Source organism: Ancylothrix sp. D3o (genome assembly GCF_025370775.1).
In the GTDB taxonomy this organism is placed as follows: Bacteria; Cyanobacteriota; Cyanobacteriia; order Cyanobacteriales; family Oscillatoriaceae; genus Ancylothrix.
Genome location: NZ_JAMXEX010000011.1, coordinates 20762 through 43308, shown reverse-complemented (window position 1 = coordinate 43308; position 22547 = coordinate 20762). Strand labels below are relative to the sequence as shown.

Below are 22547 nucleotides of genomic sequence, written 5' to 3'. Positions count from 1 at the left end.
TAAATTATTGCTGGCTAAAGCCTTGTGGCCGGCAGGCTCGACCCCTCAAACACATGGACACTCTACTCGGAAAAATACTGGCTGGACGGTATAAAATTTTAAGCGCCTTGGGAGGAGGAGCTTTTGGTCAAACCTATGTTGCGGAAGATTTACAACTGCCAGACAACCCCCGGTGTGTAGTCAAACAATTTAAACCCCAAACACAAGATCCGCAAACCCTCGAAACCGCCAGAAGATTGTTTGACACCGAAGCAACAGTTTTGCATCGCTTAGGGAAACATGACCAAATTCCCCGCCTCTTCGCTCACTTTGAAGAAGATGGAGAATTTTATTTAGTCCAAGATTGTATTGAAGGCCAGCCTCTTTGTCAGGAAATCAAAAAAGGCAACTGTTTAAGCGAGACTGAAGTTATAGCAATTTTACAAGATATTTTAACCGTTTTAGCCTTTGTTCACCAACAAAATGTTATTCACCGCGATATCAAACCTTCTAATATTATTCGCCGCTTTTATGACAAAAAATTAGTATTAATTGATTTTGGGGCAGTTAAACAAGTCACCAGTCAAGGAGTCAACGACGGTTTTACAGTTGCTATTGGCACGCCCGGTTATATGCCTAGCGAACAACTGGCCGGTCAACCGCGCCCAAACAGTGATATTTACGCGCTGGGAATGATGAGTATTCAAGCCTTAACCGGCATTTTACCTTCACAACTTCCCCAAAATGCCCAAACCGGCGATCCGCTGTGGCGTCCTCAAGTTTCTATTAACGAGTTTCTCGCCAATATTTTAGACAAAATGGTGCGTTATCATTTTATTGAACGCTATCAATCTGCCGGTGAAGTTCTCCTTGATTTAGCTAAGATATCAAGTTTTTTCACAGAGGAAACTCAAATTAAGCGCGATTCTCTCAACGATAGCCTTCCCCTGACTTTACCGCCCCATACTTCCACAGTTTCCCAAAATTTGACAACTCCAGCAGCCGCATCCACCGTTTCACAAGAAACCGTTGTCGATAGTCTGATTCCGCCATCTAAAAATAAAAAATTTAGCTATCTTTTGGCATTGATGATCCTAACCGGCTTCGTGGTTGGAGGTTTTTTTCTATTCCCTCGTACAGATAACTTAACGGCTGCCAATCAATTTTTGGATGCCGAAAAACCCGAAGAAGCCCTTACCGTTGCTGACAAAGCCCTGGCTCAAAATGAACGCGATGCTCAAGCCTGGAAAATTCGCGGCGATGCCTTATTTCTTTTAGAACGCTATGAATCAGCTTTATCCGCCTATCAAAAAGCTAGTGAACTTGCGCCAAATAATCCCAAATTTTGGAACAATCAAGGCGAAAGCTTTTATATTTTGCAACGATATCAAGATGCTTTAAATGCCCATAGAAAAGCCTTAGAAATTGACCCGAATAATGTGGTGGCTTTAAACAAAATCGGCCTGGCATTTATTGGCCTCCAAAAGTATCAAGATGCCCTGGATACTTTTGAAAAAGCCCGGCAAATTAAACCGAATGACCCCGAAGCCTGGGAAAATCGCGGTTTAGCTTTGGAATATTTGCAACGCCGGCAAGATGCCCAAAGAGCCTACGAAGAAGCCCTCGCCTCTTCTAATGATACGCTCAAACTTGACCCCAACAATCTCCAATCTCGAATTAATAGCGGTCGGATTTTAAATAAGTTGCAACGTCCCGAAGAAGCCCTGAAAGTTTTTGATGAAGCCATTGGTATTAAAGCCGATTTTTTCCCGGCTTGGATTAATAAAGGCAATACACTGATGCTTTTACGCCGGCCAAATGAAGCCCTCAAAGCCTTTGATAAAGCTTTAGAAATTCGGCCTAAATCTTATCTAACTTGGCATAATCGCGGCTCACTGTTGATTGCTAATGGCCGCTTTGATGAAGCTATCAAATCCTACGATAAAGCCCTACAAATTCAAGACCAGTTTTATCCAGCATTCCGCGAGAAAGGTTTTGCTTTATTACAAACAAAAAGGTCGGTTGAGGCTCTTTCTGCTTTTAATCAAGCTGTAAAAATTGAGCCAAAAGATAGTAAATCTTGGGTGGGAAGAAGTCTTGCTCTTGCTGAACTGAAACGCAATGATGAAGCATTGGCAGGTTTAGATAAAGCAGTGGAAATTGAACCCAAAGATCCGGCTGCTTGGCTAAATAGAGGTTTGGTTCAAGAACAAACTCAGCGCTATGAAGAAGCCCTCAAGTCTTATAACAAAGCTGTTGAACTTGACCCGACGTTTCAACCGGCTATCCTTGCTCGCAAAAAATTACAGCAAAAGTTAAATTAACGATTTGTCAGTACAGACTCTCTTGCACAGCCCCCACATTTGTCAATACTCAAAATCCCCCCCTTCTGATAGGGAAAAAAACTTGTGTGGTTGCCCCAGCCAGAGGAGATATTAGCCATTGGTTAGAGGTTAAAATCACCAAACAAACATAAAATTAATGTAGAAACAAAAAACCTATTTTCCCAGTCTCCAATACCCAACCCCTAACCACGAATCGCAACCATGAAGTTATCCAAATTACATACATTTTGTTTTCTTGTCCTCCCCAGCTTTTTTGTTGGTTTGGGTGGAGGAATATTGCAGGCAAACGCAGCCGAAAAAGTAGTGATTAATGCCGGCATTCATCAGGCATCTATCCCCCTGCAAGACTTGCAAAATTTTGCCGAAACCGGCGAAGTTTCCCCCGCCTTGGAAGATGTTTTGCGTGTCTCCCAAAGAGATAGCGAACAAACACGCAAAGCACTAACAAGACAAGTGCCGGTGGATTTATTATTTGCAGATAAAGCCCTCAATCATCCCTTGGGAGGGGTACTCCTCGATCAAATTTCTGTAGTCATTCATCCCCCCACAACCACTGCAAACCGCGTCGCTTTGCGCTCGGCAATTGTGCTTTCTGCAAGCGAAGATAATCAAGTTTCGCTCTTAGAAATAATCGAAAATTATCCCTCTTCCGAATTGCACGTTGAGGGAGATCGGATTGTGGAAGCTTCAGAAAAATTGGGCCGGTTAAGTGAAGGAATGAAGGAAGCTATGCGGAGAGTTCCTGAGATTTTTCGTTAAGCGGCGGGGGGAAAAAACCAAATCTTTGCTAGGCTTTCCCCCGCCTATATCTTAACGTTGTGGGGGCAACAAAACCTTATCAATTACCACAAAAGTAATCGTATTATCGCTGCGGTTTTTGATATTAAAACAATCATCCACCGGCTTCGCATTATTCAAAGTAATTTGGTTTGTTGCCGCATTCACGCCCAAATTCACTACATTACCTTCCAAAGTTTTCACCTGTCCCGCTTGGATATCGGCTTCTGTGACTTTTCCTGGCACCAAATGATAAGACAAAACTTTTGCTAATTGCGGTTTATCTTTCATTAACTGCTCTAAAGTGCCGGCCGGCAGAGCATCAAACGCTTCGTCAGTGGGTGCAAAAATAGTAAATGGCCCGCCTTGGTTCAGCGTATTAACTAACTCTGGAGAACCCTCTAAAACTCGTGCCAACCTACTAAAACCCAACTGTTTTAACTGCCCAATCAAAGAACCTGCTCTTGCAGGATAATAAGCCCCCGGACTAAAAAAACTCGGCCCATAATAATACTGAGCCAGCACCGCCCCGCTATTTGCCAGACTCACCGCCACAACTCCCACAAAGCCAGCAACTTTGAGCATTAAATTTTTATATCTGGCCTGCATAAATACCTCGGATATGTTTGGGAGAAATTATCAAACATTTAAAATCAACAAGACGCTTTTCCTTAAATTTAAGTTCCAGAGCCTTGATGTTTTCCTCGTAATTGCAGAAAACTTACCCGCCCTTAAAATTATTTTGATTGCCTTGCCGGTGGTACAAGCACTTTATCAACAATTACCACAACCACATCACTATTCTCGGAATTTTTGAGCAGAAGCGGCTGATCGGCCAATTTTGCATCATTAATCTTAAATTCTTGGGAAGTCGCCTCCGCCTCTAAGCGAACCGGCACACCAGAAAGCGTTTTAATTTCCCCCGCCTTAATATCCGCTTCAGAGATTTGACCGGCCACCAAATGATAAGACAAAAACTCCACCAACTTATCTTTATTTTCCGGTTTCATTAACTCTTCAATTTGCTCAGAGCCAAATTCTGCAAAAGCCGCATCTGTGGGAGCAATAATAGTCAGAGCTTCGCCTTTATTGATGCGATCTACCAATTCCTTCGGAGCTTTTTCTAACACAGAAACCAAATTCTTGCAATCCATTTGCTTGAGTTGAGCCAACAACGTCCCGCGAGTCGGCGAATAAACAACCGGGCTAAAAATACTCGGCCCGTAATAATATTGTGCTTCAACTGGCCCCCCCACCAAAGCACCGGCCAAAATTGCCATCACACATCCCAAATTTTTAAACTTATTTTTCCGATTTTTGATAATCATTATTGTTTTCCCTTAGCTGCAAAGCTCAATAAAAAGCATTGTCTTTGTGAATTTGTGCTTATGAAAAAACCCAACTAAAACCTTTATGTCAGTGTACCATTGCCATTGCTGAGATGTCGAATCCCAGAGCCGACGTTAAAAACCCGGCTTCCAGCCAGAAACCGGGGTAGATTAAAATCGCTTAAATTCTTCTTAACTCAGCCCTAAAGGTTAGGAGGCAAAATCACCTTATCAATAACGTGAATAACGCCATTGCTTGCTTCGAGATCCGCAGAGATAACGTTGGCTTGATTAACCATCACCTTACCGCCATCAAGGTTAACAGCCACCGCGCTACCCTCAACAGTTTTGACATTACCGGCCTTAAGCTGAGTAGACTTCACAGAACCAGGCACAACATGATAAGTCAAAATTTGAACCAATTTAGCCTTATTTTCGGGTTTAAGAAGCGTCTCCAAAGTTCCGGGTGCTTGTCTTTCTAAATCCGCAAAAGCAGCATCAGTGGGAGCAAAAACCGTAAACGGGCCTTGGCCAGAAAGCGTATCCACCAAACCGGCAGCTTTCACAGCACGAGTCAGCGTACTAAAAGAAGCATTGCGGCTGGCAATTTGGACAATATTGGATGGCTGAGTTGCCCCCGAAGGCCCACCGGCCACAGGTTGAGTCTCACCGGCACTTGGTGCTTTATCAGCGCTGTGGCTGTCGCAATTTTTAGCATCCGCCGGCACACTCAGCAACATCATTGTGCCTGCTACCGTTACAGCAGCCGCAACTTTTTTGCCAAAGCTAAGCAAATTTTGATTTTTCACTGGGGTGATCTCCTGGTTGTGTGAAGAGATTGTAAAGATATATTAAACAATATGACACACTTCAACTAATCAGAAGGGGACAAACCCCTCACAGGAGAACCACAGTGTTAGAACTTTATCAATTTGAACTGTCGCACTACAGCGAAAAAGTCCGGCTGATCCTTGACTACAAAGGTTTGCAATACCGAAAAATCGAAGTTACCCCAGGCGTAGGACAATTGGAAGTCTACCGGCTGAGCGGCCAGCGGCAACTGCCCGTGCTCAAAGATGGAAACATCGTTATTGCCGACTCCACCGCCATCGCCCAATACCTAGACCAGCAATATCCCGACCGGCCCCTCTATCCCAGCGATGCCAAAGAGCGAGCACTCACCACAATTTTAGAAGAATGGGCCGACGAATCCATCGGACAAAAAAGCCGCAAAGTTTTATTTAGCGGCCTCAGCCAAGACCAACGTTTCCGCAGCGCCTTACTCCCCGCCGCGACACCAGATTTTCTGAAAAACTTGGTCGAAGCAGTCCCCTCGGATATCCTCAAAACCCTGGGTATCGGACTCGGCGCAACCCCAGAAGCGGTTAGCAGCGCCACCGACAGCATCAAACAAAGTTTGGAGGCACTTTGCACGATCCTCAAAGAAGTCCCCTATTTGCTGGGAAATACCCCAACGGTGGCTGATTTTGCAGTGGCCGGTTTGTCAATCTTGTTAAAATTCCCCACCGGCCCGTATTTAGACTTACCGGAAACCCTGCGCGGCAAAGGCGTTGCCGGAATTGCGGATAACCCAGACTATGAAATCTTTTTCAACTGGCGAGATCGGTTGTATGCAGAATACAGGCAACCGCTAATTCCCACAACTACCTCTTCGTCAAGCAGCAGACCGACCTCAATTCAAATCGATTAATTCTCTTTTCTAGGAATTAAGCGATGTTAGAAAGCGGGTTTTTTGACAAAAATACTGGGGTTAACCCCGGAAAATTGCTAAAAAACCTTTTCTGGGCCGGTGTCTAAGTCCCGCAGCCTAGATATTTTTGGTTCCTGGGTTTCTACCTGGGAACCTCCTTTGCAAGCTTTAGCCTTAAGTAATTTTTGCTGTTGATGCAAAAATCATCTTAAGATGATCAAAAGAGTTTATAAAGTGTGGCATGAGTGCAGACAAGCCGTTAGGCTCAGTAATTCAAGGCTCGTTAAGTGAAGGGTTAGAAGTACGCCTTCACCCGGATGTTTCCGTCGAAGATATGCGCGTCGGTAAATTTTTGGTAGTTCGCGGCGTGCGTTCGCACTTTTTTTGTATGCTGACGGATGTTTCTTTAGGCACATCAAGTCCGCGAATTATGGCAAACCCACCTTTGCCGGAAGATGATTTTTTGCAAGCCGTTTTAGCAGGAAGCGGCACCTATGGCACCATTGAACTTTCACCGATGCTGATGCTGACTCCAGAAGTTGCAGATAATGGCTGGAGTCCTAGCACGATTTTAGAAACAGAAAGCAAAAAATCCAAAAAGAAATCTGGGCAAAATTCTTCTGCTTTGGCTTCCTATAAAGCCGCGAGTAGTGAACAAATGGAGTTAATGCCGGTGAAAACAATTCCCAGCCATTTTTCCCAGGTTTTTGATGCCACAGAGCGCGATTTTAGGTGTGTTTTTGGCTGGGAAGATGACCCCCTGCGTAAAAACTTTGCCATCGGTCAACCGCTTGACATGGACGTGCCGGTGTGCATAGATTTAAACCGATTTGTAGAGCGTAGTAATGGCGTTTTTGGCAAATCTGGCACCGGCAAATCTTTTTTAACTCGCCTTTTACTTTCGGGTGTAATTCGCAAACAAGCGGCGGTAAATTTAATTTTTGATATGCACTCTGAGTATGGCTGGGAAGCTATGACAGAAGCAAAACAAGGCAGTACAGTTAAAGGTTTGCGACAATTATTTCCAAGTTTGGTAGAAATTTATACCCTTGATCCAGAATCAACACGCCGGCGGGGTGTCAGAGATGCTCAAGAATTGTATCTCAGCTACGATCATATTGACGTTGAAGATGTGGAATTAGTGCAACGCGAGTTAAATATTTCCGATGCGGCGATAGAAAATGCCCGGATTTTGCGGGCTGAATTTCAGTCATCTTGGATTAATCAACTTTTGGCAATGGAAAATGAAGAAATCCAGATTTTTTGCGAAGAGAAACGCGGGAATAAATCCTCAATCATGGCGTTGCAACGCAAATTAATGAAGTTGAATGAACTCAAATATTTACAGCCTTCTTGCAAGACTAATTATATTGATAAAATCTTACAAAGTTTGAGTGCAGGAAAGCACGTTATTATCGAATTTGGCACCCAGTCAAATATGCTTTCTTATATGTTGGCAACAAACATGATTTCGCGGCGCATCCATGAAAGCTATGTCAAGAAATCAGAGTTATATTTGCAAACAAAAAGCATCAATGACCGGCCCCGACAGCTAGTAATTACGATTGAAGAAGCACACCGTTTTTTAGATCCAGCTTGTGTGAGGTCTACAATTTTTGGCACAATTGCCAGAGAAATGCGAAAGTATTTTGTAACGCTGTTAATTGTCGATCAACGTCCATCAGGAATTGATAACGAAGTAATGTCGCAAATTGGAACACGGATCACAGCATTATTAAATGATAATAAAGACATTGACGCAATTTTCACCGGCGTGTCTGGAGGAAATAGCTTAAAATCAGTATTAGCAAAACTCGATTCTAAACAACAAGCATTAATATTAGGTCATGCAGTCCCGATGCCGGTAGTAGTCCAAACTCGTCCCTATGATGAGCAATTTTACGCAGAAATCGGCGATCCAGACTATGAACAAATGCCAGAAGAAGAACTAATCGCAGCCGCAGAAGCAGCCAAATATGACCTAGGATTTTAGAGAATAATTAACCGCATCCTATAGCAGATGAACGCGGATAAACGCATTTGTGTACTCATCGCAATCGCAGGCGGGACGCCTGCGCCACTAAAAACAATTAACCGCCGATAAAAACAGAAAACCCATCTGCGTTTATCTGCGTTTATCTGCGGTTAAATCTTACAAAACTTCGCGCCCCAAATAAACTTGTAAAACTTCAGGCACACGAATAGTCCCATTAGCTAACTGATAATTTTCCAAAATTGCCGACATAGTGCGTCCAACAGCCAAACCAGAACCGTTAAGTGTGTGTAAAAATTGAGTTCCTTTTTTACCGGCTTCTTTAAAGCGGATATTGGCACGTCTAGCTTGAAAATCATGGATATTTGAGCAACTGGAAATCTCACGATATTTCCCAGCCGAAGGAAGCCATACTTCCAAATCGTAGCATTTCGCAGCACTAAAGCCAAGGTCGCCGGTGCAGAGTTCAATCACACGATAAGGCAACTTTAAAGCTTGTAAAATTGCTTCAGCATCGGCTACAAGTTTTTGGTGTTCTTCTTCGGAAGTTTCTGGGGAAACAAATTTAACTAACTCAACTTTATTGAATTGATGGAGGCGAATTAAACCGCGTGTATCTTTGCCATAACTGCCGGCTTCGCGGCGAAAACAAGGAGTATAAGCACAGTGATTAATCGGTAGTTTTTCTGCTTCGAGAACTTCATCTCGGTAGAGGTTTGTGACGGGTACTTCTGCGGTGGGTGCGAGCCATAAATCATCGTCGGCACATTTAAAACTTTCTTCGGAAAATTTAGGTAATTGTCCTGTGCCGGTGAGGGAGGCGGTATTGATTAAAACTGGGGGGATAACTTCGGTGTAACCTGCTTTGATATGCCGGTCTAACATGAAACTAATTAAAGCACGTTCTAGGGCTGCACCGGCCCCCATTAAAGTTACAAATCTGCTTTGGGCAATTTTGGCAGAACGCTCAAAGTTTAAAATCCCCATTTTTTCGCCGATTTCCCAATGAGGTAAAACGGAATTTTGGGGGATATATTCATCTCCCCAACGGCGAATTTCGATATTTTCGTCTTCGGAGGCGCCGGTGGGAGTTGTGGCGCTGGGGAGGTTGGGAAATGTGAGGAGTTGGGTTTGAATTTGTTCTTTGAGTTGTTTTTCTTGGGGTTCTAATTCTGCGAGTTGAGTTTTGAGTTGGTTTCCTTCTTCTTTGAGGGAAATGATTTCTGGATCGTCTGGTTTGGTGCCGGCTTTCATTTTTTGGCCGACTAATTTACCGATTTCGTTACTGCGTGCTTGCAGTTGAGAGCGGTTTTTTTCGAGTTCTCTTTGTTCGATGTCGAGTTGTAATATTGGCTGTAAATCGTAGTTTCCGCCGCGTAGGTTGAGGCGTTGTTGAATTGCTTCTGAGTTTTCGCGGATTTGTTTGAGATCGAGCACGAGATTTTGCTGTAATTGTGTAGTTGGCAGTTTATTAGATTATCTTATCCTGTGGGGGTTGGGCAATGTGTGGGGATGGGTAAAAAGCCGGTGCCAGACAACTCAACTGCGATGGTAACGCATTCTGTCCCTAGTCCCCCCTTACTTCTCTGCCATCAAAATCAACCGCTTTGGCTCTAATTTTACATACCAAGGAAACGGCTTATCTTTGATTTTTTCCCATTTTTCTTTAAATAATTCTGCTTGCAAATGATAGTCTTGCAAATGGGTGGCGGGAAAATGAAGTTTTAAATAAAGTGTCATCCTAAATGGAGTTTCACTGCTTTGCGCTAACCAACAAGGAAAGATATTTTCTCCTTTGAAATTCTTTGTTAAAATTAAGTGATGGGCGCGAATTCCCACCAAAATTAAAGATTCCGAAACCGGCCCACTAACCCGCAATGTACAGCCCCAGTCGAGGGCTTCCACACAATCAGATCCGCGCTTGTTAATTCGGGAAAAATTCTTACAGCCGGTTAACAGCGCAACGGCATAACTAGAAGGACGTTCAAGGATATTTTGTTTTGGTGCTTTAGCAGCAATTTTTCCTTTATCAACCACCATTAAATTTTGACAAAGGCGATAGGCTTCTTCAAGATTATGAGTAACAAATAAGGCTACTCCTTGATAATTTATCAAGATTTCTTTTAGTTGTTTTTCGAGTTGATGCCGTAAATAAGTATCAAGGGCTGAAAATGGTTCATCTAATAATAAGGCTGCCGGTTCTGTGGATAAGGCTCTTGCTAAGGCGACTCGTTGTTGTTGCCCGCCAGAGAGTTGATGCGGATAGCGGTTTTCTAAGCCTTGTAATTGCATTTGGGTGATTTTTTCCCTAACAAGTTGGTTTCGTTGGTTTTTGGGCAAATTATGCAAGCCAAAAGCAATATTTTGAGCGACATTGAGATGGGGAAATAAGGCATAATTTTGAAAAACAATTCCAACGCGGCGCCGGTGGGGGGGGAGGTTAATTTTTTGCTGTGAATCAAATAAAACTTGATTATTTAAGATAATTTTGCCTTGGCTGGGAGTTTCTAAACCGGCAATGCAGCGCAATATCATACTTTTGCCAGCCCCAGATGCGCCTAAAATTCCCAAGGTTTCTCTACCGGCATTCATGGCAATTTTTAAAGAAAAGCCGGTTAATTCTTTTTCTATTTCTACTTTCAGAAAATCATTATTGCTCAGAGGTAACGAAGGGATAAAGTGATTTTTTTCAACCTTACTAATAACCTGGGGACGGCTGATTTTTGCTGGCAATAAGTTAATGGCTGTGAGAACACTTAAAGAAATAGCTAAAATAATAATTACCCACAGAGAAGCTTGTCGGATATCTCCTGCTTCTACAGCAAAATAAATTGCCATTGGGATTGTTTGAGTTTGCCCTGGAATATTGCCGGCAAGCATTAAAGTTGCGCCAAATTCCCCTAATGCGCGGGTAAAAGATAGAATAGTCCCAGCTAAAATTCCAGGCCATGCTAAGGGTAACATAATATGCCAAAAAACTCGCCATTCTGATGCTCCTAATGTGCGACCGGCACTCAACAAATTAGCATCAATTTGCTCAAAAGCACCCAAAGCAGTTTTATACATTAAAGGAAATGCTACCACCGTTGCTGTAATGACTGTGGCCGGCCATGAGAAAATAATATTAATGTTAATTGGTGATAAAAATTGCCCTACCGGCCCGTTTTTGCCAAACAACAATAGCAACAAAAATCCTACCACTGTCGGCGGCAAAACTAAAGGCGAAATCAATAAACCTTCGATGACAGGTTTGGCTTTGCCGCGATATTCTAGCATCCATTTTGCAGTAGCTATTCCTAAGAAAAAAGTAATAATTGTTGCGGTTGTGGCTGTTTTAAAAGATATCCATAAGGGAGAGAAATCAAATTGACTTTCCATAGCTTTTTGACCTTGAAATAAGGCAATTTTTGGCCTCATTACTTAATTTGCTATCGCAATAAAACCAGCCTTTATTTAAACGCCAAATCCGTACCTTTCATACACAGCTTTTGCCTTATTGCCTTTCATAAAATCAACAAAATCTCTGCTGGCTTGAACATTTTTGCTATTCTTTAAAACCGCCACCGGATAAACAATCGGAGAGTGCAAGTTTTCCGGGGCTGTGGCGCGAATTTGGACTTTATTTGATTCCTTTGCATCGGTTAAATAAACAATGCCAGCATCGACATTGCCGGTTTCAACAAAAGTCAAAACTTGCCGGACGTTATTAGCGAGAATTAACTTTGATTTAAGTTGATTAAATGTACCCAAATTTGTCAATACTTCCTGAGCATATTGCCCCGCCGGCACGCTTTTAGGTTCACCAATTGCTATCCGCTTAATATCTGACAGGCTTAAATCCTTAAAATTGCTAATTGCAGCGCCGTTTTTTGGGGTAATTAAAACTAGCTTGTTTCTCAGCAAATTAAGCCGCGTATCCTCCACCAATAACCCTTTTTTCTCTAAAGCATCCATCTGTTTTGTAGCAGCGGAAATAAACACATCCACCGGCGCCCCCTGTTCAATTTGTTGCTGCAATGCACCGGAAGCCCCAAAATTATAAGTAACCCCAACTTGCGGCTTACTTTGTTGATAAAGAGGCTGAATTTCTTGCAAAACATTTGTGAGACTAATCGCAGCGGATACCGTTAAATTTGTTCGTTGGGGTGCCGGTGATAAAAACCAGGTTTTCCCCACCACCAGGGATAAGAAAAAACCGGCAACCAAACAAATAATAATAAGCAGATTTTTTTGAGTCATGCTAACAATGTTAATCTTAAACAAAGGAAAATTTTACCATAACTCAAAAAACTTAAGGCATAAACGGCTGAGATTTTCCCCCCAAAGCATCGACAATAGTTCGCGTATTAGCCACAATCATTTTAATATAAGAATCACCCTCGCTGCCGGCTGCCCCAACCGAATCAGAATAAAGCTGTTTTGGTGCTAATTTGACGCCGGATTCTTCTGCTACGGTTGTAATTAAAGTTGGGTTAATTGTTGTCTCTGCAAAAACAGCCGGCACTCGTGCAGATTTAATAGAATCGACTAATCTTTTCACGGTTTGTGCGCTTGGTTGTTCTTCTGTGCTAATTCCGATTAATGTTCCGATAATTTCCAATTTATAAGCATTAGCATAATATTGAAAAGCATCGTGAGTTGTCACTAATCGCCGTTGATTTGGCGGTATTGTAGCAATTTGTTTGCTAATCCATTCATCTAAACTTTGCAATTCTGCGGTTAGTTTTGCTGCATTTTGTGTAAATTTATCTTTGTCTTCTGGAGAAAGCGTTATTAACTCATCTCGAATCGCCTTTGCCATTTTAATTGCATTTTTTACATCTCCCCAAACGTGCGGATCGGGTACATTTTCGCCATTTTTTTCTAATTGCAACGGTTGGGAAACTTCACCCACCGGCACCTGTTTGGCATTGCCTCCCGCCGTTTTCATCAACTTAATTAAACCAGGCTCTAAATTATAACCATTGTACAAAATTAGCTGGGCTTTTTCTAATGCTACCGTATCCGCCGGCACCGGCTCATAAACGTGAGGATCTGTCCCTGGTTTTAAAATGCCGGTTAGCTTAATTTCATCGCCAGCAATCTCTTCTGTCAAATCCTCAATAATTGTGCTAGTTGCTACGACATTCGGCTTATTTCCTGCTGTGTTTTGCTCATTTTTTGATTGCGGAATACACCCACCAACCCAGACGGACAAAACAATTAAAAATCCTATTCTCCAAAGGTTTCTTCTATTTTGACTGATAATCATAAGCTACCTCTATCTATCGGATTAAGCCGGTCTATAGATTTTTTCATTTTTCTTTCATTTTTGGGGTATGCTGGTAAAAAAGTCAACCCAACTGCCCAAATCTTCCAAACAGCAGCGGTTAAAATCGCACCCAAAAAAAGCACTTTATATAAGTTAGCCACTAGCCATGAACATTTCCAAACAACTAAAACACACCAAATGCCACCCTTGGCAAACCCATTGTTATCAAGCCTTTGACACAGCAGAACCGGCACCCAGCATCACCGTCAGCCATTTGGGAGTCAACTACCGCAACGTCGAAGCCTTACGCGATGTTAATTGTGTTATCCGTAGTGGCCGGCTCACCGGCATCATTGGGCCGAATGGGGCCGGTAAAAGTACCCTCCTCAAAGCCATGCTAGGCTTAGTTTCTAGCCACACCGGCCAAGTATTGTGCGATACAGCACCGCTCTCACAACAACTCCACCGCATCGCCTATGTTCCCCAGCGCTCACAAATAGACTGGACATACCCCGCCACCGTCTGGGATGTCGTGATGATGGGCAGAGTCCGAAAAACCGGCCTCTTTCGCCGATTTTCCACAGTCAGCCGCAAAATTGCCGAAAATGCTTTATCTCGCGTCGGAATGCTCGACTATCGTAACCGCCGCATAGGCGATCTTTCCGGCGGACAACAACAACGAGTCTTTTTAGCCCGTTCCCTCGCTCAAGAAGCCGAAATTTTCTGTTTTGATGAGCCCTTTGTTGGCATCGATCAAAAAACCCAAAGCATCATTTTTAAGATATTTCAAGAACTAGCAGGAGCCGGAAAAATTGTCTTAGTTGTTAACCACGATTTAGGCCAATCCATTACCCATTTTGATGACTTAATTTTACTCAATCAAGAAGTCATCGCCACCGGCACTCGTCAACAAGTCCTCACCCCAGAAAACCTCTACCTTGCCTATGGTGGTCATGTCATGTTTTTCTCAGAAGCTGCCTAAAATTATCCCCATCAACCATTCAAAAATTCCCACTCCCTATTATGTTAGAATCCTTAATTGAGCCATTGCAATACGGCTTTATGCAGCGTTCCCTAATTATTGCAATTTTGGTGGGATTAACTTGTGCTGTTGTCGGCAGTTATTTAATGGTACAAAGACTCGCCTTGCTTGGCGATGCCATTAGTCATTCTGTCTTACCAGGACTGGCAATTTCCTTTATTTTAGGGGGAAATATTTTCATCGGTGCTTTTATTGCCGGTATCCTCAGCACCGTTGCCATTGCTTGGATTCGCACCCATTCACCTATCAAAGAAGATGCCGCAATGGGCATTGTTTTATCCGCGTTTTTTGCCTTGGGAATCACCTTAATTACCCTTGTGCAAAAAGACAATAAAATTGACCTTAATCATTTCTTGTTTGGAAATATTTTAGGCGTTTCTTCGGCAGAAGTTAGAGATACAGCCTTAATCGCCGGTTTAGTTTTATTAGTAGTAGTTTTTCTGTATAAAGAACTGCTGTTTTACACCTTTGATCCCACCGGTGCCAAAGCCGTCGGATTGCCGGTTAATTGGCTAAATTTTGGCTTAATGGTATTAATCGCCCTCACCGTTGTTGCCAGCATGAAAGCAGTCGGAGTGGTGCTAGTTTTATCCCTATTAATCACCCCTGGTGCCACAGCTTATTTACTCGTCCCTCGCCTGCATCAAGTTATGTTTTTAGGCGCAATTCTTGGCATTTTTTCTAGCATTGCCGGAATGTACCTCAGTTATTTTTATAACCTACCTTCTGGCCCAGCTATTGTCTTAGTTGTCTCAGGATTATTTGTTTTAGCTTTATTTTTTAGCCCCAGTTATGGAGTTTTTACGCAAAAACTTTTTGCCAATAGCAAATAAAACTATGCCCTACAACTCAATTTAAACCCTGAATAAAAAGCCGGTTTCTGAGAGAAATCGGCTTTTTAAAGTTGTGGGAATCAGAAAACCAAGGGTATAATAACAAAAGGCAACAATAGAGGCAGTTATGGGAAAACGTTTATTTGGGGGATTCTTTGTAATAATTTTAATCGTCTCCCTGGCGATTATTTTAATACAAACGCAACCAAAATTAAACAAACCTTTTGCCCGATTAGAAGCCGATGCCTCCGAACCTTGGGCCGTCCAAACCGGCCGGCGAATAGCAACTTTAAATAAGCGCATTCCCACCCTAGATCGCGTCGTCATAGTTCCCGACGAAACCACCTTTTTAGCAGCCATTAACAAATGGAGTTTAAAAGCCCGCTGGCCAATTTTAATCGAAGATAAACAATACACCCGCCTATTTATTAATAAATTTAAACCGGCCCAAATTATTAAAATGCCGGCAGTGCAATCTCCCCCCAATCAAAACTTGCCAGAAGCCATGTTAAAAGCCGTTGCAACCGCATGGGAAGCAACAGATAATACATCCTTGAAAAAAAAATGGGATGATTTAGGCTGGGAACCGCCAGGGGTAGTTTTCACCTCCCCCACAGACCCCGCATGGCCGGCAGCCGTTGCCTTAGCAGCAGATCGCGGACAGCCTTTAGTGTTTTTAGAAGATGATTTTGGCAACCCTAACGACACCCTCACAACCGAACAGTGGGAAACCTTAGAAAATGCCATTAAACAAGGCGTAGAAACCACCGGCTACTCCTATCAAGATCAGGCAGACTCCATTGATACCATCACCCTTGTCCGTAGCCTCGCCGTTAAATATCAATCTCCCAACAAAAGCAGCGAATTTTTATCAGTAACAGACGGCCTAAGTCGAAATTTAAATCAGAGCCGCTGGGCCATTGTTGGCTGGATTTACGGAACACCGGCCCGCAGCGTATATCAAGCCATGTCTGCCATATTCTTGCAACCAAAAACCGCCATTCTTTATGACAGTTATCCCAAACAAGGAAACTGGAAAAAATATGAAATGATCGAAGCCGCCCAAGAACTAAAAAAAATGGGAATTGATGTCACAATGGTAGAAAGACCGGCCTCTGATTTAGAAACATGGCAAAGTTTAGCCGCCAAAAAATGGGAATATGATTTAATCTTAGTTAATTCCTCCGGCAGTCCCACAAATTTTAATGCCGGTGCTCAACAATACGCCACCGTCAAAGACATCCCCAAACTCAATTATCCCTCCGCCATTCATTTTCTCCACAGTTGGTCTGCCACCACTCCCGATGATAAAGATACCATCGCCGGTCGTTGGTTAGAAAATGGCGCTTATCTTTATACTGGCAGCGTTCACGAACCCTACTTATCCGCTTTCATTCCCCCCAAATTAATTGCCCGGCGTTTGCAGCGTTCCTCGCCTTTTTTAATCGCTGTTCGTCAGCTTGAAATGGAACCTTGGAAAATTACAACTATTGGCGATCCTTTAACAATTTTCACCAACCCCAGACGCCGCATTCCTCCGACTGAAGCACTCCCTTAATTAACCGCCAAAACCCCCTCCTCACCCATCGAAAACCGAAACCAAAAATCAATACCCCCTCAAGGAATTTCATCGCCTACGCTACAGATATAAAGTTCCCATCTCCCCGCCTGATTGCCGCGCAAACAATCCACATTTTTTTTTATCTTGCCAAATGACTAAGCAATCATTTTTTTCTCAACCAGTCTCTTAAAAAATCCTGCATCAATCAAAAAAACGGCCCAAGTCTAAATTAAAACCAGACCAGCTTTTATTATCCTTAAAAGCCTGCTTATCCCCCTCTTTATTCAACAAATTTTCAATTTTCAACAAAGCATCTTTTCCTTCTTTAAAATCCGGCTTAATCACCACCGTTTTTTGATAAGCAACTCTCGCCTCCTCATAGCGTTTTAACTGAAACAAAGCATTACCCTTGCTATACCAAGCCTGATAATCATCCGCCTTCAAATCAACCGCATTCTCATAAGACTTAACCGCCTCTTCATACCTCCTTAAAGTATATAAAACATTGCCATGATTATACCAAGCCCCCGGATAATTAGACTGCAAATTTAGCACCGTATTATAAGCCTCAAGCGCCTTATCAAACCGGCTTAACTGATGCCATCCCCAGCCCAACTGATACCAGCTTTCCGCATCATCTGACCTCAAACTCACCGCTTTTTGATAAGACTCAAGCGCCTCCTTATATTCCCGCAAATTACTTAACGCATTCCCTAAACTTTTCCAAGCCAAATAATAATTATCGTCAAATTTTACCGCTTTCTCATAAGCATTAACCGCCTCTTTTTTCCATTCCAAACGAGCCATAGAATTGCCCATATTATACCAAGCTTTGGCATAATCCGGCTTAATTTCAACCGCTTTTTTATAAGAATTTACAGCATCTTCATAGCGCCTTAAACTATGTAAAGCCCAGCCGCGACGTTCCCAAGCCTCATAGAAATTAGGCTGAAATTCTGACGCCTTCTCATAAGAAACCACAGCCTCATCATAACGCTGCAACTGCAAAAGTAACTCCCCTTTTTCATACCAAACTTTTGCAGAATTTGGCTGAATTTTCAACCCTTGCTCAAAAGCATCAATCGCCTCATTATATTTTTTTAGCTGCGCCAAAACCAAACCCCGCCCCACCCAAGCCTCTAAAAACTCAGGCTGAAAATAAATAGCTTTATCAAAAGCCTCCAGCGCTTCTTTATAACGTTTTAAACCATAAAATGCCTGCGCTTGAATTTCCCAAGCCTCCGCATAATCAGGTTTCAGCTTTACCGCCTTTTCCAAAAGCTTAATAGCTTCCTCTTGACGCTTTAACTTTAACAGCGTATTGGCTTGATTATATAAACCTGTGGCACTAGAATTATTAAAAACTTGAACAGCAAAATAACCAGCCGCACTCACCCCAAACCCCAGCACCAAAACCAACAAAGCCTTAATCAACATCCTCCCCCTAACTTGGAGTTTAGCCGGCGAAGAAACGCCCACCGGCATTGTTGGCAACTTGCCAGATTTCATATTTTGAAGAGCCTGCAAAGCTTCCCCCGCCGACGCATAACGCTGGCGGAAATCATAGCGCACCATCTTATCAAGAACCACCGCTAACTCATCACTCACCCCAACGCCCTCGCGCCAGATAATTTCCAGAGTATTCGCATCGGTTTTAAACTGATTTGGGTAAATATTTATCAGCGATTGAATTGCCAAAACCCCTACCGCATAGATATCACTACTCGGTTTGGGAAAACCATTTGCTTGCTCACTTGGCATATAACCGGGCGTGCCAATAATCACACTTAAATTTGTTTGCCCCAAAGCATTAAATGATTGCGTCGTAATTTGTTTCACCGCACCAAAATCAATTAAAACTAACTTCCCATCCGTTGCCCGGCGAATAATATTATGAGGATTAACATCACGGTGAATCACATTTTGGCTGTGAACAAACTCTAAAATCTCTAAAATTTCTCGCAACAAACTAATAACCTTAGCTTCCTCCCATCCAGCATTCCCCTTAAATTCCTCAATTAAACTACACCCCTCAATAAACTCTTGCACCAAATAAAACTCGTTATTTTCCTCAAAATAAGCATAAAGTTTAGGAATTTGCGGGTGACTTCCCAACTTATAAAGCATTTGTGCTTCCGTTTCAAATAACCGCCTAGCCGTCTCTAGCGTCGCCGGATCACTTGCTTGCGGTTGAAGTTTTTTAACAACACACTTGGGGTTGCCTGGTAACTGCAAGTCTTCCGCCAGATAAGTTTGCCCAAAACCGCCTCCTCCCAAATGATTGATAATTTGATAGCGTCCACCAAGAGTTGTTTGCAGCATGAGATTTCGTGCCGTATTTGGTTGAATAGCAATCCGTCTTGCAATTAATCATTTTTACATAGCCCGGAGGCCGTTGCTCTGCCCACCGGCATAAGCCCCAGAATACTGAACACAAAAAAAAATTCCCCACCGGCTGCTAAAATATTTCCTAACCTTTGATTTCCTCTGGCGTTGAGCAAATGTCTGAGCCAATTCCACCCATCACACTACCACCGGCCCAAAACCCTCAACAAGAAGGGCAATGGTTACAAAAAACTCTGCACGAATGGCTCGATCAAGAATTCCTCCCAGAGCCCGTCAATGAGACAATTGCCGAACGTGCAGCGCAAATTTTTGTGCGACATCGCATGGAAGGCGAAAATGACGTTGGCCAATTAGTCATCGCCATCGTTACCGAAATGCAAGCCTTTGATTTTTCTAAAAGCTTTTTTGGCGAATTTGCCGTCGCTAATGCTGTGAGTGATCTTCTGCTCCAAAGTCTTGATATCAACCCACGCTGTTGCGGTCAATAAATTTAATATTTATCCTTGACAAAAAGTTGAGATTTTGGCTTTTAGATGCAACGTCTTCTAAAAGCCAAATCTTCATTGTGTGTTGAGACTACCAGCTTGATTTGACAACGCCGGGGAGTAACCCTTGGTGTGCCATTTCGCGGATCACGTTTCGAGAGAGGCCAAAATCACGGTAATAGCCTCTGGGGCGTCCAGTCAACCAGCAACGGTTCCGCAAACGAGTTCTCGAACTGTCACGGGGCAGTTGTTGAATTTCCCGGTGGATTGCGATTTTGTCGTCGAGGTCTTCCGCTTGCTCGAAGGCGATTTTTAGATCTTCACGCTTTTGAGCGTATTTATTCACCAGTGCTTGGCGCTTTTTCTGACGCTCAATCATGCTCTTTTTAGCCATGAAAAATTTTTCTAGTTAGAATTAAAGTCACTATTTCCCATCATATTACATTTCGGTGGCAATAGCTATTTTTCAATTGCATCCAGCATTTGAGCCAAAGGTAAACCGGCACTGGGGCAGAGATCGGCAAGATCGCAACTGTCACAAAGCGGTTTACGGGCCGTACAAATAGCCCGTCCGTGATAGATGATAGTGATTGAAAAGTTTTCCCAGTCAGTTTGGGGCAAAAGCGGCATCAAATCACGTTCAATGCGGATCGCGTCTCGCTGTGGCGTCAATCCCAAGCGACGCGAAAGCCGAGTAACGTGAGTATCCACCGTCACACCGGCATTAATTCCGTAGGCGTGGGCCAAAACCACATTAGCAGTTTTGCGAGCAACTCCGGGGAGTTCCAGCAGTAGTTCCATACGCTTCGGCACTTCGCCATTGTACTTTTCCACAATCATGCGGCTGGCACCTTGGATATTTTTTGCCTTATTGCGGTAGAAGCCGGTGGAACGAATCAACGTTTCAATATCCGTAATATCTGCTGCTGCTAGACTGGCAGCATCAGGATAGCGAGCAAAAAGAGCAGGAGTAACTTGATTAACTCGTTCGTCCGTGCATTGCGCCGACAGAATAGTAGCGACAAGCAGTTGATGGGGAGTTTCATAATTAAGACTACATTTAGCCTCTGGGTAAAGATTTTTAAGTCGAATCAGTATTTCCAGAGTTCTTTGTTTAAGACTAGGCTTACGTTTTTTCGTAGTAATCATTGCTATTTATATACTAAATCCGGCACACAACAAATAATCTATTTGTGGAGCAGGCATCTTGCCTGCTACAGGCTGCGGTTAAAAGAATAACCTCAAAAGACAAAATCTAAAACAGATCCAGCCTCAAAAAACAAAACCTCTGCCCACAAAAATAATATAAATTGTGAGCAGATCATCGCCCTACTGAAACAATTTTTGGATAAATTCAAGTTGGGTGGTATCGCGGATAATTAAGAAAATACCCAATCCCAAAAGCAGCATTAGGCCGGTTTGCATAACACCGTCTTGGATCTGAGTAGGCAGGGGTTTTCCGCGCAAACCTTCGATGAGAAGAAAAGCAAGTTGCCCGCCGTCGAGGGCTGGTAAAGGCAGAATATTCAGCACACCTAAGTTAATACTGATCAGAGCCGCAAACCAAAACAAATTTGTAATATCGTTTTCGGCGAGTTTGGCACCTTGTTCGACAATTTTAACCGGCCCTGCAATTTGTTCAGCAGTAGAACTAAAATTACTCACCAATTGTCCGAAACCTTGAACAGTTAAAACCACAATTTTTTCAAATTGTTCGGCACCGGCACCAAAGGCTTCAAAAATATTACTGGTTTTCTTTTTCTGAACATTAGGAGCCAGTTGCAAAACCACCGGCTTCTTGCTTTGGTCGCCTTCTTGTCTCACTTGAGTTGTGAGATTTTCATCGCCTCGCTTAATTACAACTTCCACCGGCTGATTGTTGCTATCTTGTATAACTTTCTGCAATTGTTGCAGGCCGGTGGTTGATTCACTTAAGCTTTGCCCATTGGCAGAAACCAAGATGTCGCCTTTCTGAATAGGTGTTGTGCTAGTGAGGCTGAGTTCCGGTGTGAGTTGATCTACCGTCACACCAGGGCCGGTTTCATTCGGTTTCAGGATAACACCGATCCGCCCGATTCCTTGATTATCTGCTTTGGGGACTATTGTGAGCCTTAGTTTTTGTGTGTTTCGTTCAATTGTGAGGGTAATCGGTTCGTTGGGGTTGGATTGTATAATTTTTTGGAAAGTTTGGACACCCGGACGCGAGGTGGCGAGGTTTTGGCCGTCCGCAGAGAGGATAATATCTTTGGGTTGAATGCCAGCGGCGGCGGCGACGCTGAGACTGTTGGCGATCTGGGAAACTTGGACTCCGGGCTGCATTTGTTGGATGCCAACCAGGCCAACATGGGCGACAAGGAGAAAATAGGCAAAGATTAGATTAGCGATAACGCCGGCGCTGATCACGATAGCGCGGTCAAGGACTGGCCGGTTTCTCAATAAGTTGGGGTCGTCTTGAGGGATAGTGCTTTCGGGGTCGTCGTCAGGAAAGCCGACGTAGCCTCCCAGGGGAAAACCACGCAAAGCATACTCGGTTTCCGGGCCTTGATATTTCCACAAAATAGGGCCAAAGCCGACAGAGAAGCGGTTAACGTGGATTCCTTGAAGTCTGGCTGCTAAAAAGTGGCCAAGTTCGTGAATGACGATCAGGAGGGCTAAGACGCCGATGGCTGCTAATACTGACATGAAGGGTTTTTTGCTTTTGGTGTTTTATTTTACTACTTTTATTATTATGGCAAGAAATTAAGATGGTAATAAATCCCACATTCAGAGGGAAAACCGCCATCAGAAACATCACACCACTGCCAAGGGTGTTTATATTACTGCTCTTCGGGAATATTATAAGTGAAGCATACAAACAAGGGCAGAATTTGCCAAATATTGAACAGGTAAGCTTTTT

Annotated in this window: 19 protein-coding genes; 8 read left to right on the top strand and 11 right to left on the bottom strand. The window is 43.2% G+C overall.

Going from position 1 to position 22547, the window contains the following annotated elements:
- The first annotated feature begins 53 nt into the window (after nucleotides 1-53).
- Nucleotides 54-2303, top strand: coding sequence for a serine/threonine-protein kinase (locus tag NG798_RS17960; RefSeq protein ID WP_261225071.1), 2250 nt, complete (start codon nucleotides 54-56; stop codon nucleotides 2301-2303).
- A 222-nt stretch (nucleotides 2304-2525) separates the two neighbouring features.
- A complete protein-coding gene (locus NG798_RS17955; protein WP_261225070.1) occupies nucleotides 2526-3083 on the top strand; it encodes an alpha/beta hydrolase in 558 nt (185 codons plus the stop codon).
- A 51-nt stretch (nucleotides 3084-3134) separates the two neighbouring features.
- On the opposite strand, the gene NG798_RS17950 is transcribed toward NG798_RS17955, so the two are convergent.
- The 3 genes from NG798_RS17950 to NG798_RS17940 form a co-directional block, all read right to left on the bottom strand.
- Nucleotides 3135-3710 (bottom strand): fasciclin domain-containing protein, encoded by a 576-nt coding sequence (locus NG798_RS17950; protein ID WP_261225069.1) that lies wholly within the window; start codon nucleotides 3708-3710, stop codon nucleotides 3135-3137.
- Between the two features lie 128 nt (nucleotides 3711-3838).
- Nucleotides 3839-4429 (bottom strand): fasciclin domain-containing protein, encoded by a 591-nt coding sequence (locus tag NG798_RS17945; protein WP_261225068.1) that lies wholly within the window; start codon nucleotides 4427-4429, stop codon nucleotides 3839-3841.
- A gap of 203 nt (nucleotides 4430-4632) precedes the next feature.
- On the bottom strand, nucleotides 4633-5238 hold the full coding sequence (locus tag NG798_RS17940) for a fasciclin domain-containing protein (protein ID WP_261225067.1): 606 nt from the start codon (nucleotides 5236-5238) through the stop codon (nucleotides 4633-4635).
- A gap of 104 nt (nucleotides 5239-5342) precedes the next feature.
- Between NG798_RS17940 and NG798_RS17935 the strand changes: the two genes are divergently transcribed.
- Together NG798_RS17935 and NG798_RS17930 are read left to right on the top strand one after the other, a co-directional pair.
- Entirely contained in the window at nucleotides 5343-6140 is a 798-nt protein-coding gene (locus NG798_RS17935; protein ID WP_261225066.1) for a glutathione S-transferase family protein, read from the top strand.
- Between the two features lie 241 nt (nucleotides 6141-6381).
- Complete coding sequence (locus NG798_RS17930) at nucleotides 6382-8133, top strand: ATP-binding protein (RefSeq protein ID WP_261225065.1); 1752 nt, start codon at nucleotides 6382-6384, stop codon at nucleotides 8131-8133.
- A 159-nt stretch (nucleotides 8134-8292) separates the two neighbouring features.
- Here NG798_RS17930 and serS read toward each other — a convergent pair whose 3' ends face one another.
- The 4 genes from serS to NG798_RS17910 all read right to left on the bottom strand — a co-directional run bounded on the left by serS (nucleotide 8293) and on the right by NG798_RS17910 (nucleotide 13384).
- On the bottom strand, nucleotides 8293-9570 hold the full coding sequence (gene serS, locus NG798_RS17925; protein ID WP_261225064.1) for a serine--tRNA ligase: 1278 nt from the start codon (nucleotides 9568-9570) through the stop codon (nucleotides 8293-8295).
- Nucleotides 9571-9711: 141 nt separating this feature from the next.
- Nucleotides 9712-11550 carry a molybdate ABC transporter permease subunit gene (modB, locus tag NG798_RS17920; RefSeq protein WP_261225063.1) on the bottom strand — a complete coding sequence of 613 codons (1839 nt, stop codon included), beginning with the start codon at nucleotides 11548-11550 and terminating at the stop codon, nucleotides 9712-9714.
- 36 nt (nucleotides 11551-11586) lie between these two features.
- The gene (gene modA / locus NG798_RS17915; RefSeq protein WP_261225062.1) at nucleotides 11587-12372 is read right to left on the bottom strand and encodes a molybdate ABC transporter substrate-binding protein; all 786 of its coding nucleotides are present in this window, start codon (nucleotides 12370-12372) and stop codon (nucleotides 11587-11589) included.
- 52 nt (nucleotides 12373-12424) lie between these two features.
- The gene (locus NG798_RS17910; protein WP_261225061.1) at nucleotides 12425-13384 is read right to left on the bottom strand and encodes a metal ABC transporter substrate-binding protein; all 960 of its coding nucleotides are present in this window, start codon (nucleotides 13382-13384) and stop codon (nucleotides 12425-12427) included.
- Between the two features lie 166 nt (nucleotides 13385-13550).
- Here NG798_RS17910 and NG798_RS17905 point away from each other — a divergent pair, with 166 nt between their 5' ends.
- The 3 genes from NG798_RS17905 to NG798_RS17895 all read left to right on the top strand — a co-directional run bounded on the left by NG798_RS17905 (nucleotide 13551) and on the right by NG798_RS17895 (nucleotide 16817).
- Nucleotides 13551-14366: a metal ABC transporter ATP-binding protein gene (locus NG798_RS17905; protein ID WP_261225060.1), complete on the top strand. Its 816-nt coding sequence runs from the start codon at nucleotides 13551-13553 to the stop codon at nucleotides 14364-14366.
- Nucleotides 14367-14407: 41 nt separating this feature from the next.
- Entirely contained in the window at nucleotides 14408-15259 is an 852-nt protein-coding gene (locus NG798_RS17900; RefSeq protein ID WP_261225059.1) for a metal ABC transporter permease, read from the top strand.
- A gap of 127 nt (nucleotides 15260-15386) precedes the next feature.
- The gene (locus NG798_RS17895) at nucleotides 15387-16817 is read left to right on the top strand and encodes a hypothetical protein (protein WP_261225058.1); all 1431 of its coding nucleotides are present in this window, start codon (nucleotides 15387-15389) and stop codon (nucleotides 16815-16817) included.
- A gap of 204 nt (nucleotides 16818-17021) precedes the next feature.
- On the opposite strand, the gene NG798_RS17890 is transcribed toward NG798_RS17895, so the two are convergent.
- Nucleotides 17022-19142: a serine/threonine-protein kinase gene (locus NG798_RS17890; RefSeq protein WP_261225057.1), complete on the bottom strand. Its 2121-nt coding sequence runs from the start codon at nucleotides 19140-19142 to the stop codon at nucleotides 17022-17024.
- Between the two features lie 179 nt (nucleotides 19143-19321).
- Here NG798_RS17890 and NG798_RS17885 point away from each other — a divergent pair, with 179 nt between their 5' ends.
- A complete protein-coding gene (locus NG798_RS17885) occupies nucleotides 19322-19654 on the top strand; it encodes a hypothetical protein (RefSeq protein WP_261225056.1) in 333 nt (110 codons plus the stop codon).
- Nucleotides 19655-19742: 88 nt separating this feature from the next.
- Here NG798_RS17885 and rpsN read toward each other — a convergent pair whose 3' ends face one another.
- The 3 genes from rpsN to rseP form a co-directional block, all read right to left on the bottom strand.
- On the bottom strand, nucleotides 19743-20045 hold the full coding sequence (gene rpsN / locus NG798_RS17880) for a 30S ribosomal protein S14 (RefSeq protein WP_261225055.1): 303 nt from the start codon (nucleotides 20043-20045) through the stop codon (nucleotides 19743-19745).
- A 65-nt stretch (nucleotides 20046-20110) separates the two neighbouring features.
- A complete protein-coding gene (nth, locus tag NG798_RS17875; RefSeq protein WP_261225054.1) occupies nucleotides 20111-20800 on the bottom strand; it encodes an endonuclease III in 690 nt (229 codons plus the stop codon).
- Nucleotides 20801-20980: 180 nt separating this feature from the next.
- Entirely contained in the window at nucleotides 20981-22333 is a 1353-nt protein-coding gene (gene rseP, locus NG798_RS17870; RefSeq protein WP_261225053.1) for an RIP metalloprotease RseP, read from the bottom strand.
- Between the last annotated feature and the right edge of the window lie 214 nt (nucleotides 22334-22547).